The sequence below is a fragment of the Hyalangium sp. genome (assembly GCF_045802625.1).
In the GTDB taxonomy this organism is placed as follows: domain Bacteria; phylum Myxococcota; class Myxococcia; order Myxococcales; family Myxococcaceae; genus Hyalangium.
This window is the reverse complement of the sequence record NZ_JBJMQP010000156.1, coordinates 94,327-109,828: the sequence shown is the minus strand read 5'-3', so window position 1 is coordinate 109,828 and position 15,502 is coordinate 94,327. Positions and strand designations below refer to the sequence as shown.

Sequence of the window (15,502 nt, the reverse complement as noted above, 5' to 3'; positions counted from 1 at the left end):
GCCACCGCAAACATCAAGACGAGCAATCTCATTACGCTATCCTCGCCCCTACGGCTTGCTGTCCATTACGATCCACATGTCCTCGAAGCGGACCTGGGGCGGAGTCATGTGCAGCCGCAGATCCTGAACCATGGGCGTGGCCACGGCGAAGATGCGGTCGTGGTACAGGGGCAGCAGCGGGCAGTCCTTCTCGAACAGCTCCTCGGCGCGGCGGTACAGCATGTGGCGCAGATCCGGATCAATGGACACGCGCGCTTCGGCCGTGAGCTGATCCAGCTCGGGGTTCTTGTATCCCAGCGGATAGATGGTCTGCGCGCTGGAGTTCAGCAGCAGGTAGAGGAAGTTGTCCGGGTCCGGGTAGTCGGCGATCCACAGCGTCCGGAACGCCGGAATCTGCCCCGCGCGCAGCCGCGTCGTGTAGTCCTGCGGAGGCAGCTCCACGTGGTGCAACTCCAGCAGCCCCGCCTCGATGAGCGGGCGGAACAACACCTTGTCCTCCTCGGACGTATCCCGGCCCGCTGGGTAATAGAGGGTGAGCGGCACCTTGCGCACGCCGGCCTCGCGCAGCAGCTGCTGCGCAAGCGCCACGTCCGGGCCTGACACCAGGGCCGGGTTGCTGTTCTGCAGCAGCTCGGGCGGGGTGAGCGTGCTCGCCATGCGCGCGCCGGGGTGGAACTGCTCCACCAGCCGGGGAATGTCCATCCCGGCGCGGATGGCCTGGCGCACGCGCACGTCGTCATAGAGCGGCTCGCGCAGGTTCAGGCCCACGAAGGCGGTGGAGGGCGTGGCGCTGGCGACGACCTGGAACATCTCCATGCCGTGGCCCTGCGCGTGCTGCGCATAGAGGAAGGAGACGAAGTCCACCTGTCCGGCCTGGAACTGCTCGATGGCCTCCTGCCGCGAGTCCACCAACCGGAACTCGAGCCGATCCAACAGCGGGTGCCCGCTCCGGTAGTAAGCGGGGTTGCGCTCGAGGATGACGCGGTCCGACTCGAAGCGCTCCAGGCGGTAGGGGCCGGTGCCCAGCAGGCGCCCCTGGGTGTCCACGCGAGCGATCGCCGTGGGCGTCAACGTGAGCAGGTGGAGGAAGAAGGCCTTGGGCTCCTTGAGGCGGATCTCCAGCGTCCCCTCGTCGATGACGAGGATGCCCGTGACTTCACGCGCGTTGCCGCTGACGTAGTCGGGCACCCCGGCGATGTCCTCCAGCAGGGTCCGGTCCGGTGAGCGCACCTCCGGGTTCAGCAGCCGCTCGAAGTGGCGCTTCACATCGAAGGCCGTGAGCTTCACCCCATCGTGGAAGGTGACGCCGCGGCGCAGGAAGAAGCGGAAGATGCGCGCCGAGGAGTCCACCTCCCAGCGCTCGGCCAGGTCCGGGGTCAGCACGCCATCCTCCAGCCGCAGCAGGTTGGCGAAGACGCACGCGCACACCTCGGCGAGCTGGATCTCCACGCTGAAGAGCGGATCCAACGTCTGCCGGGAGCGCAGCGCCGCGGCCTGGTGGATGCCCACGCGCAGCTCGCCCCCGGTGCGCGGCTGGGGCAGGCGGAAGCGGAACACCTCCGCCTCCAGGTTCGTCGTCTCGTGGCCGAGCTGCTCCACCGTGCGGCTCAGCTCGTCGCCAATGCGGATGACGCGGCGAGCATCCTCCCGCACGCGGGAGACCTCTTCACCGATGGCCTGCTCGCCGCGGGTGAGCACGCCATGGGCCTTGCGGATGTCGTCGATGGCGGCGGTGAGCCGCACCACGGCCTCGGAGAGCTGGTGCCCGGTGCGAGCCTGTCCCTCCACCTTGTCCGTGGCCTCGCGGGCCATGCGCGCCATCTCGCCCGTCTGGCGCACCAGCTCGCGAGCGTGCCCCACCTGCTCGATGGCGGCGCGAGTCACGTCATCCACCTGCATCGCCACCCGGCGGCTGGCCTCGGCCACGGAGGTGCCCTGCAGCTCCAGGCGCTTGGTCTCCTCGACGGTGGACTCCACGGCGGAGAAGGTGCGCTGGGTGATGGTGCGGATCTCCACCAGCGCCCCCGCGGCCCTATCCCCGAGCTGCACGCCCACGGTGGCCTGCTCCCGGCCCTCCTTCACCAGCGCCACCGCGGTGACAACCGCCTCGCGCACGCTGGTGACCATGGAGGCGATCTCCCGCGTGGAGCGCGCGGTGCGCTCGGCCAGCCCGCGGATCTCATTGGCCACCACGCCGAAGGGGCGCCCGTGCTCGCCGGCCTGCGCGGCGATGATGGAGGCGTTGAGCGCCAGGAGCTTCGTCTGGTCGGCGATCTCCTGGATGACGTCGACGATGCGGCCAATCTCCGTGGAGCGCACCCCGAGCGAGTCGACGAGCTCGGCCGCCTTGCGCACCGTCTCCTCGACTCGGTACATGCCCTTGACGCTGTCGTTGACCAGCTCCTCGCCGCGCTGGGAGGTGGCGGTGACGGCCATGGCCAGCTCGTTCGTCTCGCTGGCGCGGCGGCGCACGGCGTCGATGCCGGTGCTCACCACGGAGACGAAGCTCTCGGCCTCGTTGGCGAAGCGGGCCAGCTCGTCCCCGGCGATGGCGATGTGGGCCAGCCGCTCGCTCATGGCCTGCACCAGCTCGCTGGTGTTGTGGGAGAACTCGTCGAGGATGGAGAGGGACTGGCCCACCTGCTGGAGCCGCTCGGTCATCTCCGCCAGGGCGCTCTTGGTCTCGTCGGCGAACGAGTCCATCTGCCCCACGCGCTGGCCGGTGGCCTGGAGGCTCTGGCCCATGCTGGTGACGGCGGACTGGGAGCGCTCCACCGCGAGGCTCTGCCGGCGCGCGGCCTCGAGCAGCATCCGCGACTGCTCGGAGACGCTGGTGCTGGTGCGGTGCAGGTTCACGGTGACGCGCTGCACCTGGGAGATGGCGCGCCGGAGCGAGACGAGCAGCCGGTGCACGTCATCTCTCCCCTCGAACTCATCCTGGGTGGAGATGGCCAGGTCTCCCTGGGCCAGGCGGGTGATGACGCGCCGGCGCATGCGCAGGCGGCGGCCGGCCCAGGCGAACCAGGTGAGCCACCCACCCAGCAGGTAGAGCAGGGGCGTGGCGAGCAAGAGCAGGAGCCACCCGCTGTAAGTGCGAGGCTCTCCCGTGAGTGCGCGCAGAAGGCCACCCACAATCAGCGCGGTTGCGAGTCCTCCACCAAGGCCGAAGGTGAAGAGGTACCGTTTGGCTCCCATGAGCAGCCGCGAAGCTACTCCGCATTTCCGCGCCGTACCTCAAAACCGTGCACGGCTGGGTGCGGGGTGGGCCTTGTTGGCCACCCTGCTCCTGGTCCTACCTGCTACGTCGAGTGGAATTTCAGGGGGAGGGTCCGCCGCGCCCCAGGGGACAGACGACTCAGCACGTTACCTGTTCTCGTGGCGAGGGGTGCCGGTGGGGCTGGTGACGCTGAGGCGGACGGAGGGGCGCTTCACGTATACCTCGTTGCACCTGCACACCCGAGACGGGCAGGTGGGCGCGCTGACACGGGAAGTGAAGTTGGCGCTGGACGCACAGGGTCGGGTGGAGGGCTCGCAGAGCGTGCCGCAGGCGCTGTGGCTGTGGAGGGGGCCGCCGCCCACCGGGTGCGTGACGGGGCGGGAGGAGCTGACGGGGCGCGAGGGCGCGCACTGTGTCACCGCCGCTCACGGGAGCGAGGTGGAGGGGACGATGCTGGGCGCGCCCTTCCGAGCCCGGTACGACGCGAGCGGGAGGCTGGAGGTGCTGGAGCTGGGCGACTCGCGCTTCACCGTGGCGGCGCCGGGGGAGCGGCTGCGAGCGCCGCCGGAGCTCTTCGCGGACGGAGTGCCGGTGGAGGGAGAGCAGGGAGCGCTGAGCTTCGAGCCTCCCTGGCCCGTGCCGGAGCGGCTGCCGGGGATGACGCCATGGGAGGCGGCCTCGGCGAGAGCGCTGGCGAAGCGGGTACATGCGGCGTTCCCGGAGAAGGGGCCTGGGGCCGCGGACTGGCGAGCGGGAGGAGAGGGCGAGGCGGGAGGGTGCCTGGCGCACGCGCTGCGCTTCGCGGCGGAGGCAGCGAAGCTCGGGCAGCGAGTGGCGATGGTGCACGGCCTGCTGGTGGTGGACGGAGGCCCGGCGCGTCCCCACGCCTGGGTGCGAGTGGCGCTGGCGAGCGGGGGAGTGCTGGAGCTGGATCCCACCTCGTTGGATCCGGTGCGGCCGGATACACACCTGCCGCTGGCGCTGGTGGACCCGAAGGGCTCGTCACTGGAGGCCGGTGAGCGCTGGCTGGAGCTGCTGCGAGGCACGCACCGAATCGTCCGGCGTCCCTGAGCCTTCAGGTCTTCTGAGCGGGGAACTTCTCCACCCGGTTCTCGATGGGAGGCACGGTCCGCAGGTAATCGTAGATGGCGCCGAGGTCCTCTTCCGTCATCCCCGCGTACATCAGCCAGGGCATGGGGGTGTTCTTGTTGGGAGCCACCGCCAGGTTGTGGGACTGCGGCGTGGCGTAGGCCTTGAACAGCGCGATGAAGTTCTCGCGCGTCCGGCCGCCCAGCCCCGTGGCGTGCGGGGTGAGGTTGGGGCTGACCACCGCGCCGCCCTGCTCGAACGGGAACGGCTGGCCTCCCGAGAAGGCCTTGCCTGGCAGGGGCTGGTGCCGCCCATCCACGGGCGTGTGGCAGGTCTCGCAGCCGGCGGCGGTGACCAGGTAGCGGCCGTAGGCCACCGAGTCGCTCTTGTTGGGCGCCGAAACGGGGCTGGTGAGCGGTTGGGGTATGAACTTCACGACGATGGGCAAGGGGAACTTCAGCTGGCGAGCGGGCCTCTGGCCAGGCACCGGGGGCAGCGTGCGCAGATAGGCCACCACGGCCAGGGCATCGTCATCGGACAGGTGGCGGAAGTTGTCGTAGGGCATGAGGGGGAAGAGCGCCTGGCCGTTCTTGTCGACCCCCTCGCGGATGGCGCGGAGGAGCTCTCCGTCCGTCCACTGGCCAATGCCGTCTTGCGGGTGCTGGGTGATGTTCGTGGCGCACAGGGTGCCGGCGAAGCCCATCGCCTCGGTCAAGCAGAGGCCGCCCGCGCCTCGGAGCTCGGGCTTGTGAGGCAGGCCCCAGCGGGACTCGTCGCCCGGCGAGTGGCAGTGCAGACACGCCGACACATGCTCCACCAGATAGCGTCCGCGCTCGAGCCGCTCGGGGGTGGCCTCCACCTTGAGGTCGGGCGCGGGACGCTGGGCGGGGGTCTTCAGCGCCAGGAAGGCGGCTGCGCCACCGGCCATTAGGACGACGGTCGCCACGATGCCAAGGAGGAGCTTTTTCATGTGCGGTGCGAGGGAGGATGCCCCGGCGGAAAATACGGGTCAACGAAGCGGACCGCCTCCTACTCGAACGGAATGAGCGACAGCCTCGCTCCCCCCGAGACGCCCAGCAGCTCCTTGGCGGGGCCCGGCAGGTAGACGAGCTGATCCTCCACCCGGCCCTCCGTGCGCACGGCGCGGAAGCGGTTGCGGCCCGACTCGCGCTCACAGGAGACGAGGAGATCCTCGCCCTCCTGCTCGAAGTCCTCCTCGGCCAGCTTCACCGTGCGGTAGCGCCGCACCAGGCTCACGTCCGCCACGTTGGCCTCGAAGTGCGGCCCGCCGTCAAACGGATCAATCCGCTCCACGTACTTGAAGCCAATGCGCTCCAGCATGCGCTGCACGCCGCGCGTCTGCGGCCCCACCTCGCCCAGCACCTTCTGCACCCGCGTGGGGAACAGCGAGGCGTAGATGTCCGACGAGGGGAACAGCTCCTTGATGAACTCCTTGTTCTGCCGGCTGAGCCGGTCCGCCTCCTGGTAGCTCAGGCCCGTGAACTTCCGGCCGCACGCCTCCCACAGCAGGCTGCGCCCATCCGGCAGCAGCGGCGGCAGCAGCTCCGCCAGCACCCGGGGCCGGAACAGCCGCCGGTGCATGGCGATGAACAGGAAGCGCACGTACGACAGCTGCTTGCCCGGCTTGTCCGGCGTGGCGCGGTAGGGCGGATCCACCACCAGGCCCCCAATCTCCGTGGGGCCCTCGTAGTTGTAGGCGATGGAGAGCACCTTGTGCCGCAGGTGCCGCTCCAGCGAGGCCGAGTAGTGCTCGCGCTCGCTGACCTCGTAGTAGATGTGGGGCGCCTCGTACGTGCCGTGCTGGGCGATGATCATCGACGTGCCGATGAGCGTGGAGTTGCGCGGGTCCTCGAGGATGAAGAGGTACTCGCGATCCAGCGGGTTCTTCACCTTGCCGGCGAAGCTCTTCACCGACTTGTCGATGATGTTCGACAGCGTCTCCTCGTTGTTGGGGAGGTTGACGGTGTTGAGCACGGCGGCGAGCCGTTTGAGGCCTGGCAGGTCGCTCTTCTGGACGTCGCGCAGGACGAGCATGGGACACCTGGGACGCCCAGGGGGAGGGCGCCTCGGAGGGGTGGGGACCATACACCACGCCTGCTCCCCGTCAGCCCCTTGTCTGCGGGCCGAACTTGCCGCTCTGCGTCAAGGACGGGGCCCCTCCCACCTCCACCTCCGACAGAGCGTCCGAGCCCCACCCGCTCACGAGTGAAACATGTTTCATGAAACCAGGCCCCTGCCTGCCCGCACGCTCTGGGAGCGAGGCGCTGGGAAGAGTTGCTCGCAGGAATGAAACATGGTTTTCAACCCCAGCACGGATCGTTTGGTAGCCAACCTTCATCAGGGGCCCCTGGTTTGAGAACCTTCCCGCTGTGGCTTGTGACGTTCCTGATTTCCAGCCCGGCCGTGGCTGGCGTCGTCTGGAGAGGGGACTTCGAGACGGGCGACCGCTCGCAATACAGCGGAGCCCAGATGGTGAGCGCGGATCGGCTGCAGGTGGTGAGCTCGCCCGTGGCGGAGGGGCGCTACGCGCTCAAGGCCACGGTGAAGCAGGGGGATGACCCCATCAACTCCAGCGGCAACCGCAACGAGCTGGTGTACCAGGGCCACGAGGCGGTGGGCTCGGAGTACTACTACCGCTGGAAGGTGATGTTCGCGCCGGACTTTCCCAGCGTGCGCACCTGGCAGATCTTCACGCAGTGGCACCACGATGGCTCGAGCGGCTCGCCGCCGGTGCAGTTCTACGTGTACGGGGAGGAGCTCCGGCTGACGATGTCGGACACCCTCACCCCGTGGAGCATGCCGCTGACGCGCGGGGTGTGGCACGAGTTCATCTTCCACGTGAAGTGGTCGCCGGACCCGAAGGTGGGTTTCATCGAGCTGTGGCACAACGGCGAGAAGGTGCTGCCCCAGCGCAACGTGGCGACGACGTACGCGGGCATGGGCATCTACCTGAAGCTGGGGCTGTACCGCAGCGACACCGTCACGCAGACGGGCGTCGTCTACCACGACGGGTTCACCATGGCGACGCGGCTGGAGGACGTGCTGCCCCCGCCTCCGCCTCCGCCTCCCCCGGCGCCGGACGCGGGCACTCCCGACGCGGGCACTCCCGACGCGGGCACGTCCGCTCCCGGGGATTCGGCTCCGGGCAGCGAGACGACTCCGCCCGGTGGCAGCCCGGGGACGGTGGATCCCGGTGCCGGCAGCCCGTCGGACACGGGCTCCGCGGTGAAGGCCACGCAGTACGGCTGCTCCACGGGAGGCGGTCCGCTGGCGGCCGTGGCCCTGCTGGGGCTGTTCGGAGTGCTGCGCCTGCGCCGTCAGCGCTGAAGGTTCGGACCCAGAGGAGGCGAGAGCCCTCTCAAGGTGCTCTCGACACTCCCGAGGCCCGCCACTAGGGTTCGCGGCCCGGCCATGAGCAACGAACGCGAAGAGGCAGTGCCCCACCTGAAGTCCGAGGATTTCCGGCGATTGGGCCACCAGATGGTGGACTGGATCGCGGACTACTGGCAGCGGGTGGAGTCCTTCCCGGTGCGCTCGCAGGTCAAACCGGGCGAGGTGCTGGCCAAGCTGCCAGTGCACCCGCCGGAGCAGGGGCTCGGCGGGGCCGAGGGCTGGGACGCCGTCTTCCGGGATCTGGATTCGGTGATCCTCCCAGGAGTCACCCACTGGCAGTCGCCCTCCTTCTTCGCGTACTTCCCCGCCAACGCGTCGGGCCCTTCGGTACTTGGAGATCTGCTGTCCGCGGGGCTGGGCGTGCAGGGGATGCTCTGGTCCACGGGCCCCTCGTGCACGGAGCTGGAGACGCGGGTGCTGGACTGGCTGGCGGAGCTCACGGGGCTGCCGGAGTCCTTCCGCTCCACCTCCGGCACGGGCGGCGGCGTCATCCAGGGCACGGCGAGCGAAGCCACCCTGGTGGCCATGGTGGCGGCCCGGGCGCGGGTGCGGCGCAAGGTCCCCGGGAACGCGCCGCTCGTCGCGTACTCCTCCACGCAGGCGCACTCCTCCGTCCTCAAGGCGGCCATGCTGTCCGGGGTGGCGAAGGACGCGAGCGACACCGCGCACGTGCGCCTGCTGGAGACGGACCCGGGCTATGCCCTGCGTCCGGAGGTGCTGGAGCGCGCCATCCGAGAGGATCTGGCCGCGGGCCGCCAGCCCTTCTTCGTCTGCGCCACGATTGGCACCACCTCCTCGGGAGCGATGGACCCCCTGGAACGGATCAGCGAGGTGATGGAGCGCACGGGGCTGACGGCCATGGGAGGCTGGCTGCACGTGGACGCGGCGTGGGCGGGCGCGGCGCTGCTCTGCCCGGAGCACCAGGGGCTGGCCAAGGGCGTGGAGAAGGTGGACTCGCTCGCGTTCGATCCGCACAAGTGGCTGCTGACCAACTTCGACTGCGACGCCTTCTTCACGCGGGACAGAAACGCGCTGGTGGATGCGCTCAGCGTGACGCCGGAGTACCTGCGCAACGCGGCCAGCGCGAGCGGCGCGGTGATCGACTACCGGGACTGGCAGGTGGAGCTCGGCCGCCGCTTCCGAGCGCTGAAGCTGTGGTTCGTCATGCGCCACTACGGCGCGCAGGGCCTGCGGGCCTATATCCGCGAGCACGTGCGCCTGGCGGGCCTGTTCGAGGCCTGGGTGCGAGCGGACGCGCGCTTCGAGCTGGCCGTGCCGCGCTCGCTGAGCCTGGTGTGCTTCCGCCTCGCGCCGCGCCCGGGAGAGCCGCCCGAGGCCACGGACTCGCGCAACCGCGCGTTGCTGGAGCGGTTGAACGCCACCGGGAGCGCGTTCCTCTCACACACGGTGCTGCCCGGAGTGGGGGGCGCGCCCGCGAGGTTCGTGCTGCGCCTGGCCATCGGCGCGGCGAGCACGGAGGAGCGGCACGTGCGCGCCTGCTGGGAGGCGCTCCAGCGGCTCGCCGGAGAGTGACGAGCCGCGAGCGCCTCGGGCGAAGCGGCTCAGTCCTCCAGCGCTTCGATTCCGGGGCGGCTCTGGCCCATGGAGAAGGTGCCGCTCGCGAACGACATCAGCGACATCTTCATGAGATCCACCAGCGCCTTGTTCTGGTCGGCCTTGCTCATCTGGGTGCCGGTGGTGGCGGCTCCGGCCGTCTGAGCCTGGAGGTAGGGCGCGCCGAAGGTGGAGCCCGGGGCGGCGCCGGAGTTCACCGAGATCGCCTTGGAGACGATGCTGGAGCCCGGGATGGCCACTCGGCCCGCCATGGGAGCGCCCGCGCCGCTCTGCACGAGCGTGCCGAAGCTGGCCCGAGCCGTCTGGGACGTGCTGTTCGCAGAAGTGGTGACGGGCATCCGCGCGCCGCCCAGGTTGTTGATTTGCATGGTTCCTCCACCTTCCATTATCGGTCAGGATTGCGCTGGAGTTGCGCCTTCATTTTCTTCAATGGTTTCAAGAGCTTGGTTGAGGGTTCCATGGATTCCAACGGGAAGGTCGCGCTCGTCCTGAGCTACCAGTACCCGGGCAAGTACGCCTTCACGGTGCTGGCCGGCGCCGTCGAGTCGGACCCTGCGCTGGCGGAGGTCGCGCTGCACTTCCCTCGGGATCGCGAGACGCTGCTGGCCACCGTGCGCCAGTGCGCGGACGAGGGCTACACGGTGGTGGCGGCGTGGTCGTTCTACTCGGCGAGCTTCGGCGCCGCGGTGGAGGAGCTGTCCTGGGTGCGCGAGCGGCTGGAGGGCCGGCGGGTGCTCTGCATCGCGGGCGGGGTGCACGCCACGGCGGAGACGGAGCAGACGCTGCGCGCGGGCTTTGAGCTGGTCGCGGTGGGCGAGGGCGAGCACCTGCTCCGGGAGCTGCTCCACCGGCTGAAGCGCGGCGAGGACCCCAAGGCCACCCGGGGGATGGCGCGGCTGGAGCAGGGGAAGGTGGTGCACAACGGGCGGGGCGAGGGCGTGGTGGACCTGGACGCGTTCCCGCCGTTCGCCGCGGAGCACGGGAAGTTCGGCGCCATCGAGATCACCCGGGGCTGCATCTACGCGTGCCGGTTCTGCCAGACGCCATTCCTGAACAAGGCGCGGTTCCGGCACAGGAGCGTGCGCAACGTGGCCGAGTGGGCCCGGGTGCTACGGCAGTCGGGGCGCAAGGACATCCGCTTCATCACGCCCACCTCCATGTCCTACGGCTCGCCGGACGAGTCGGTGAATCTGGCGGCGGTGGAGGAGCTGCTGGCGGCGCTGCGCGAGGCGATGGGCCCGGACGGGCGGATCTTCTTCGGCACGTTCCCGTCAGAGGTGCGGCCGGAGCACGTGACGCCCGAGTCGCTGGCCTTGCTCGAGCGGTACGTGGACAACGACAACCTGATCATCGGCGGGCAGTCGGGCTCCGAGCGGATCCTGCGCGACAGCCACCGGGGGCACGACACGGAGGCGGTGGTCCGCGCGGTGCGGCTCTCGCTGGAGGCGGGCTTCCTGCCCAACGTGGACTTCATCCTCGGGCTGCCGGGCGAGGCGCGAGAGGACATCGACGCGACGCTCCAACTCATGGAGCAGCTCTCGGGGCTGGGCGCGCGAGTCCACGGACACACCTTCATGCCGCTGCCAGGGACACCCTACCGGGATGCGCCCGCGGGCCGGGTGGACGAGCAGACGCAGCTCCGGCTGGATCGGCTGGCCTCCCAGGGGCGTCTCTACGGGCATTGGAAGCAGCAGGCCACGCTCGCGGAGCAGATCGTCCAGCGAAGACAGCCACGCGCGCGGGGACAGGCTTGATTAGGATGGGGAGCGATGTCCGACGACTCCCAGGATCCTCCCTACTGGACGCTCATCTCGGTCCTGTTCAGCACGCAGCCGCTCACGCCCTCGCTGGCGATGACGCTGCACCAGAAGGCGTATGAGCTCTACGAGCGGGGTGACTCGGTCGGACAGGTGGCGGGGGACCTCATCTCGGGCCGGGTGCACAACCTGCGCAAGGACGTCCAACTGGGAGGCATCGCCGGCCCGGCCTTCGAGGCGGAGATCGACACCGAGCGCGGCTCGGGAGTGGTGCGCTTTCTGCTGACGCGCCAGGGGCTGGAGCTGATGCAGGCCCGGCCGCCGGAGTCGAGGCCCCGAGTAAAACCCCCGCTCCTGAACTGAGCGAGCAGGCCCGCGAGCCCTCGCTGCCCGAGGCCGTTCCAGCCGCACCTTTGACGCACGAGGCGAACCCCGCCCTCGGAAGGAGCGAGCATGGACCCGAAGGAATGGAAGCAGCGCAGCGTGGGCATGCCCTTGGATCCAGAGAAGCAGAAGGATCCGGACGAAGAGGGAGACCGGCTGCCGGGTGAGGGTGGCAAGGCCGCGCTGACCGACCTCAGCGAGCAGAACGGCGGCCAGCGCACGGAGGTGGGCGTGCCCTACGACAGCTCGGGGGACGTGCAGAGCGGCCAGCGCGACGCCTACAGCAAGAAGAGCGATCGCGAGAAGAAGGCATAAGCCCCCCGAGGCTGGCTATAGTCCCGGGGTTGTCTCACCCTGGGCGGAAGATGGAACCACGGCCACCTCAGCAGACGGCGAACAAGGACGCACGGAGCTTCAAGCACAGCGCCGTCGAGGGTCTGCTGCGGGGCTTCGGCGTGAAGGCCGGCTCCGTGGAGATGCTGGAGGTCATCGAGCTGCTGGGCGGCATCGGCGGACTTCCTCCCGAGGTGCCGGTGGACCGGTACATCGCGTTGATCCAGTGGCTGGCGCGCCGCTACTACGGGAGCCTGCCGCTGCCCGAGGGCACCCGGTGCGTGGGGATACGCATGTTGAACGGCTACCGGCAGACGCTGCTGGGGCAGATCCAGCTCAAGGCGCTGAACCTGATGGGCCCGGATCGGCTGATACGCAAGATGGGAGACTTCATCGGGCGCAACAGCAACTTCGGCGAGCGCACCGCCGAGCAGATAGGCCCCAACCACTGGCGGCTGCACTTCAAAGGCGTCCCCGTGGCGCCCGAGTTCTACCAGGGGCTGGCTGAGGCCTCCTTCGAGATCATGGGCATCAAGAAGGTGAGCATGACCTTCGAGCGCAAGGGCCCCGAGGACACGGACTTCGACGTGCGCTGGGAGTGAGCGCGGGGGCCCGAGAAGCCCCCACGCCCACGGAACTTCACTCACCTAGAACTGGTGAGCCTCGGTGGACTCGGTCAGGGCCAGCGTGCTGGAGCAGCCGCCGGAGATGACTTCAGCCACCTGGTCGAAGTAGCCGGTGCCCACCTCGCGCTGGTGGCGCGTGGCGGTGTAGCCGTCCTTCTCGGCGGCGAACTCCTTCTGCTGCAGCGCCGAGTACGCGGCCATGCCCTGGTCCTTGTACGTCCGCGCCAGCTCGTACATGGCGAAGTTGAGCGCATGGAAGCCGGCCAGGGTGACGAACTGGAACTTGTAGCCCATGGCGCCCAGCTCGCGCTGGAACCTGGCAATCGTCGCGTCGTCCAGGTTCTTCTTCCAGTTGAAGGACGGCGAGCAGTTGTACGCCAGCATCTTGCCCGGGAACTTCGCGTGGATGCCCTCGGCGAACTGCTTGGCCTGCTTCAGGTCCGGGGTGCTCGTCTCGCACCACACCAGGTCCGCGTACGGCGCATAGGCCAAGCCGCGGGCAATGGCGCACTCCACGCCGCCCTTGAGCCGGTAGAAGCCCTCCGCCGAGCGCACCGCCTTCTTGTCGATGAAGCGGCGATCGTACTCGTCCGAGTCGCTCATCAGCAGCTTGGCGCTGTCGGCGTCCGTGCGCGCCACCAGCAGCGTGGGCACGCCCATGACGTCCGCCGCCAGCCGGGCCGCGGTGAGCGTTCGGATGAAGTTGTTGGTGGGCACCAGCACCTTGCCGCCCATGTGGCCGCACTTCTTTTCGCTGGCGAGCTGATCCTCGAAGTGCACGCCCGCGGCGCCCGCTTCAATCATCGACTTCATCAACTCGAAAGCGTTGAGCGGCCCGCCAAAGCCCGCCTCGGCGTCGGCGATGATGGGCGCGAACCAGTAGCGCTCGCTCTTGCCCTCGGCGTGCTCGATCTGATCGGCCCGGCGCAGGGCGGCGTTGATCTTGCGGACCACGGTGGGCACGCTGTCCACGGGATAGAGGCTCTGGTCCGGATACATCTGCCCGGCGCTGTTGGCATCGGCCGCCACCTGCCAGCCGGACAGGTAGATGGCCTTGAGGCCCGCGCGCACCATCTGCACGGCCTGGTTGCCGGTGAGCGCGCCCAGGGCGGCCACGAACTCCTCGGTGTTCAGCAGCTCCCACAGGCGCCGCGCGCCCATCTCCGCCAGCGTGTAGCTGATGCGGATGGAGCCGCGCAGCTTCTCCACGTCCTTCTCGGTGTAGTTGCGGGTGATGCCCTCGAAGCGCCGCGCATGGAGCTTGGCATGAGGGGAAGAGTCCGGTGTGGTGGTGGTGACGTCAGGCATCGCAAGCTCCTCTCGGGTGGAATGCAAATCAGTACTGCGGGTCCAATGCCTCGTAGGCTGGAAGGGTGAGGAAGTCCTCGAAGGTGGGCGTGGCCAACAGGCGCTCGAACAGGGAGCAGGCCTGGGCGAAGCGCTCGGCGCCGAAGCGCTCCGGCGCGCCCTCCTTCTGGAGCACGGCGATCTCCTCGGAGAACACCTGGCGGAACAGCTCCGGGGTGACGTGCCGGCCGTCCTCGAGCGTGGCGCCGTGGTGGATCCACTGCCACACCTGGGCGCGGGAGATCTCCGCGGTGGCCGCGTCCTCCATCAGGTTGTAGAGCGGCACGCAGCCCAGCCCGCCCAGCCACGCGGCCATGTACTGCACGCCCACGAGGATGTTGTGGCGCAAGCCCTCCTCGGTACGAGTCCCCCGAGGCACCTTGAGCAGGTCCGCCTCGGTCACATGCACGTCCGTGCGCAGGTTGTGGAGCTGGTTGGGCCCGTGCATGTGCTCGTCGAACACGTTGCGCGCCAGGGGCACCAGGGCCGGGTGGGCCACCCACGTGCCGTCATGGCCGTTGTTCACCTCGCGCAGCTTGTCGGCGCGCACCTGGGCCAGCGCTTCCTCGTTGGCCACCGGGTCTCCCTTGATGGGGATGAAGGCCGCCATGCCGCCCATGGCGTGCACGCCGCGCCGGTGGCACGTCTGGATGAGCAGCCGCGAGTAGGCATCCAGGAACGCCTTGTTCATCGTCACCTGCCCGCGGTCGGGCAGCAGGACGGCGGGGTCCGCCTGGAGCTTCTTGATGAAGCTGAAGATGTAGTCCCAGCGGCCGCAGTTGAGGCCAGCCGAGTGCTCGCGCAGCTCGTAGAGAATCTCGTGCATCTCGAAGGCCGCGGGCAGCGTCTCGATTAGCACGGTGGCCTTGATGGTGCCGCGCGGAATGCCCAGCTCGCTCTGGGCCAGCAGGAACACGTCGTTCCACAGCCGGGCCTCCAGGTGGCTCTCCATCTTGGGCAGATAGAAGTAGGGGCCGGTGCCGCGGGCGAGCTGCTCCTTCGCGTTGTGGAAGAAGAAGAGCCCGAAGTCGAAGAAGGCGCCGGGCACCGGCTTGCCGTCCACCTCCAGGTGGCGCTCGAGCAGGTGCCAGCCGCGCGGGCGGACGAAGAGCACCGCCGGCTTGTCGACCAGGGCGTAGTGCTTCCCGTTCCCGGCGTCGAAGGTGATGGTCCTTCGGACGGCGTCGATCAGGTTGAGCTGCCCGCGCACCCCGTTGTCCCAGGTGGGGCTGTTGGCGTCCTCGAAGTCCGCCATGAAGACGTTGGCGCCCGAGTTGAGCGCGTTGATGATCATCTTCCGCTCCACCGGGCCGGTGATCTCCACGCGTCGATCCAGCAAGTCCCGCGGCAGCGGCGACACCTTCCAGTCCCCGTCGCGGATGGCTTGGGTCTCCGGGAGGAAGTGAGGACGCAGGCCGCGGTTGAAGGCGGCCTGGCGCTCCTGGCGGCTGGCCAGCAGGGCCTGCCGCCGCTCACCGAAGGTTCGAGTCAGCTTGGCGACGAAGTCGAGCGCCTCCGAGGTGAGCACGGACGCGTATTCCGGAGACCAGGGGCCACGGAGCACCACCCCGGGGCTCAAGTCCGGGGGCTTCGGGGAGGACACGGGATCTCTCATGGCAACCTCGTGACTTGGTGCGTTGTAAAAAGAGCTGATGGGCGGAAAATTGGTCATCCCCAAGGCACAGAGGGAAGCGGCTGTGAAAAGAGTGCTCGCTCGCTTGTAAGCCCATCAACACCAATCTTAGATAACTTGTAAATCA

The 15,502-nt window shown here is 68.9% G+C and carries 13 protein-coding genes; 7 read left to right on the top strand and 6 right to left on the bottom strand.

Going from position 1 to position 15,502, the window contains the following annotated elements:
* Positions 1–48: 48 nt before the first annotated feature.
* The gene (locus ACJ8AT_RS28560) at positions 49–3,195 is read right to left on the bottom strand and encodes an ABC transporter substrate-binding protein (RefSeq protein WP_407741054.1); all 3,147 of its coding nucleotides are present in this window, start codon (positions 3,193–3,195) and stop codon (positions 49–51) included.
* Positions 3,196–3,313: 118 nt separating this feature from the next.
* Here ACJ8AT_RS28560 and ACJ8AT_RS28555 point away from each other — a divergent pair, with 118 nt between their 5' ends.
* Complete coding sequence (locus ACJ8AT_RS28555; protein ID WP_407741057.1) at positions 3,314–4,288, top strand: transglutaminase domain-containing protein; 975 nt, start codon at positions 3,314–3,316, stop codon at positions 4,286–4,288.
* 4 nt (positions 4,289–4,292) lie between these two features.
* Here the strand turns inward: ACJ8AT_RS28555 and ACJ8AT_RS28550 are convergent, their stop codons facing one another.
* Complete coding sequence (locus ACJ8AT_RS28550; RefSeq protein ID WP_407741053.1) at positions 4,293–5,276, bottom strand: c-type cytochrome; 984 nt, start codon at positions 5,274–5,276, stop codon at positions 4,293–4,295.
* A gap of 59 nt (positions 5,277–5,335) precedes the next feature.
* Positions 5,336–6,361 carry an arginine N-succinyltransferase gene (locus tag ACJ8AT_RS28545; RefSeq protein WP_407741052.1) on the bottom strand — a complete coding sequence of 342 codons (1,026 nt, stop codon included), beginning with the start codon at positions 6,359–6,361 and terminating at the stop codon, positions 5,336–5,338.
* A gap of 369 nt (positions 6,362–6,730) precedes the next feature.
* Here ACJ8AT_RS28545 and ACJ8AT_RS28540 point away from each other — a divergent pair, with 369 nt between their 5' ends.
* On the top strand, positions 6,731–7,654 hold the full coding sequence (locus tag ACJ8AT_RS28540; RefSeq protein WP_407741051.1) for a polysaccharide lyase: 924 nt from the start codon (positions 6,731–6,733) through the stop codon (positions 7,652–7,654).
* Positions 7,655–7,738: 84 nt separating this feature from the next.
* Positions 7,739–9,253, top strand: coding sequence for a pyridoxal-dependent decarboxylase (locus ACJ8AT_RS28535; protein ID WP_407741050.1), 1,515 nt, complete (start codon positions 7,739–7,741; stop codon positions 9,251–9,253).
* A gap of 29 nt (positions 9,254–9,282) precedes the next feature.
* On the opposite strand, the gene ACJ8AT_RS28530 is transcribed toward ACJ8AT_RS28535, so the two are convergent.
* Entirely contained in the window at positions 9,283–9,663 is a 381-nt protein-coding gene (locus ACJ8AT_RS28530; protein WP_407741049.1) for a hypothetical protein, read from the bottom strand.
* 90 nt (positions 9,664–9,753) lie between these two features.
* Between ACJ8AT_RS28530 and ACJ8AT_RS28525 the strand changes: the two genes are divergently transcribed.
* From ACJ8AT_RS28525 to ACJ8AT_RS28510, 4 genes are all read left to right on the top strand, one after another.
* The gene (locus ACJ8AT_RS28525; protein WP_407741048.1) at positions 9,754–11,049 is read left to right on the top strand and encodes a TIGR04013 family B12-binding domain/radical SAM domain-containing protein; all 1,296 of its coding nucleotides are present in this window, start codon (positions 9,754–9,756) and stop codon (positions 11,047–11,049) included.
* Between the two features lie 15 nt (positions 11,050–11,064).
* On the top strand, positions 11,065–11,415 hold the full coding sequence (locus ACJ8AT_RS28520) for a hypothetical protein (RefSeq protein ID WP_407741047.1): 351 nt from the start codon (positions 11,065–11,067) through the stop codon (positions 11,413–11,415).
* A 90-nt stretch (positions 11,416–11,505) separates the two neighbouring features.
* Entirely contained in the window at positions 11,506–11,751 is a 246-nt protein-coding gene (locus tag ACJ8AT_RS28515; RefSeq protein ID WP_407741046.1) for a hypothetical protein, read from the top strand.
* Between the two features lie 50 nt (positions 11,752–11,801).
* Positions 11,802–12,371: a DUF2378 family protein gene (locus ACJ8AT_RS28510; RefSeq protein WP_407741045.1), complete on the top strand. Its 570-nt coding sequence runs from the start codon at positions 11,802–11,804 to the stop codon at positions 12,369–12,371.
* 45 nt (positions 12,372–12,416) lie between these two features.
* On the opposite strand, the gene aceA is transcribed toward ACJ8AT_RS28510, so the two are convergent.
* Positions 12,417–13,703: an isocitrate lyase gene (aceA, locus tag ACJ8AT_RS28505; protein ID WP_407741044.1), complete on the bottom strand. Its 1,287-nt coding sequence runs from the start codon at positions 13,701–13,703 to the stop codon at positions 12,417–12,419.
* A gap of 28 nt (positions 13,704–13,731) precedes the next feature.
* Entirely contained in the window at positions 13,732–15,357 is a 1,626-nt protein-coding gene (gene aceB / locus ACJ8AT_RS28500) for a malate synthase A (RefSeq protein WP_407741043.1), read from the bottom strand.
* Positions 15,358–15,502 lie beyond the last annotated feature (145 nt).

Excerpts from the sequence above, each read along its gene's own strand:
- aceA (WP_407741044.1), bottom strand. The coding sequence starts at position 13,703 with ATGCCTGACGTCACCACCACCACACCGGACTCTTCCCCTCATGCCAAG.
- ACJ8AT_RS28560 (WP_407741054.1), bottom strand. The coding sequence starts at position 3,195 with ATGGGAGCCAAACGGTACCTCTTCACCTTCGGCCTTGGTGGAGGACTC.
- ACJ8AT_RS28535 (WP_407741050.1), top strand. The coding sequence starts at position 7,739 with ATGAGCAACGAACGCGAAGAGGCAGTGCCCCACCTGAAGTCCGAGGAT.
- ACJ8AT_RS28525 (WP_407741048.1), top strand. The coding sequence starts at position 9,754 with ATGGATTCCAACGGGAAGGTCGCGCTCGTCCTGAGCTACCAGTACCCG.
- ACJ8AT_RS28515 (WP_407741046.1), top strand. The coding sequence starts at position 11,506 with ATGGACCCGAAGGAATGGAAGCAGCGCAGCGTGGGCATGCCCTTGGAT.
- ACJ8AT_RS28520 (WP_407741047.1), top strand. The coding sequence starts at position 11,065 with ATGTCCGACGACTCCCAGGATCCTCCCTACTGGACGCTCATCTCGGTC.
- ACJ8AT_RS28545 (WP_407741052.1), bottom strand. The coding sequence starts at position 6,361 with ATGCTCGTCCTGCGCGACGTCCAGAAGAGCGACCTGCCAGGCCTCAAA.
- aceB (WP_407741043.1), bottom strand. The coding sequence starts at position 15,357 with ATGAGAGATCCCGTGTCCTCCCCGAAGCCCCCGGACTTGAGCCCCGGG.
- ACJ8AT_RS28510 (WP_407741045.1), top strand. The coding sequence starts at position 11,802 with ATGGAACCACGGCCACCTCAGCAGACGGCGAACAAGGACGCACGGAGC.
- ACJ8AT_RS28530 (WP_407741049.1), bottom strand. The coding sequence starts at position 9,663 with ATGCAAATCAACAACCTGGGCGGCGCGCGGATGCCCGTCACCACTTCT.
- ACJ8AT_RS28550 (WP_407741053.1), bottom strand. The coding sequence starts at position 5,276 with ATGAAAAAGCTCCTCCTTGGCATCGTGGCGACCGTCGTCCTAATGGCC.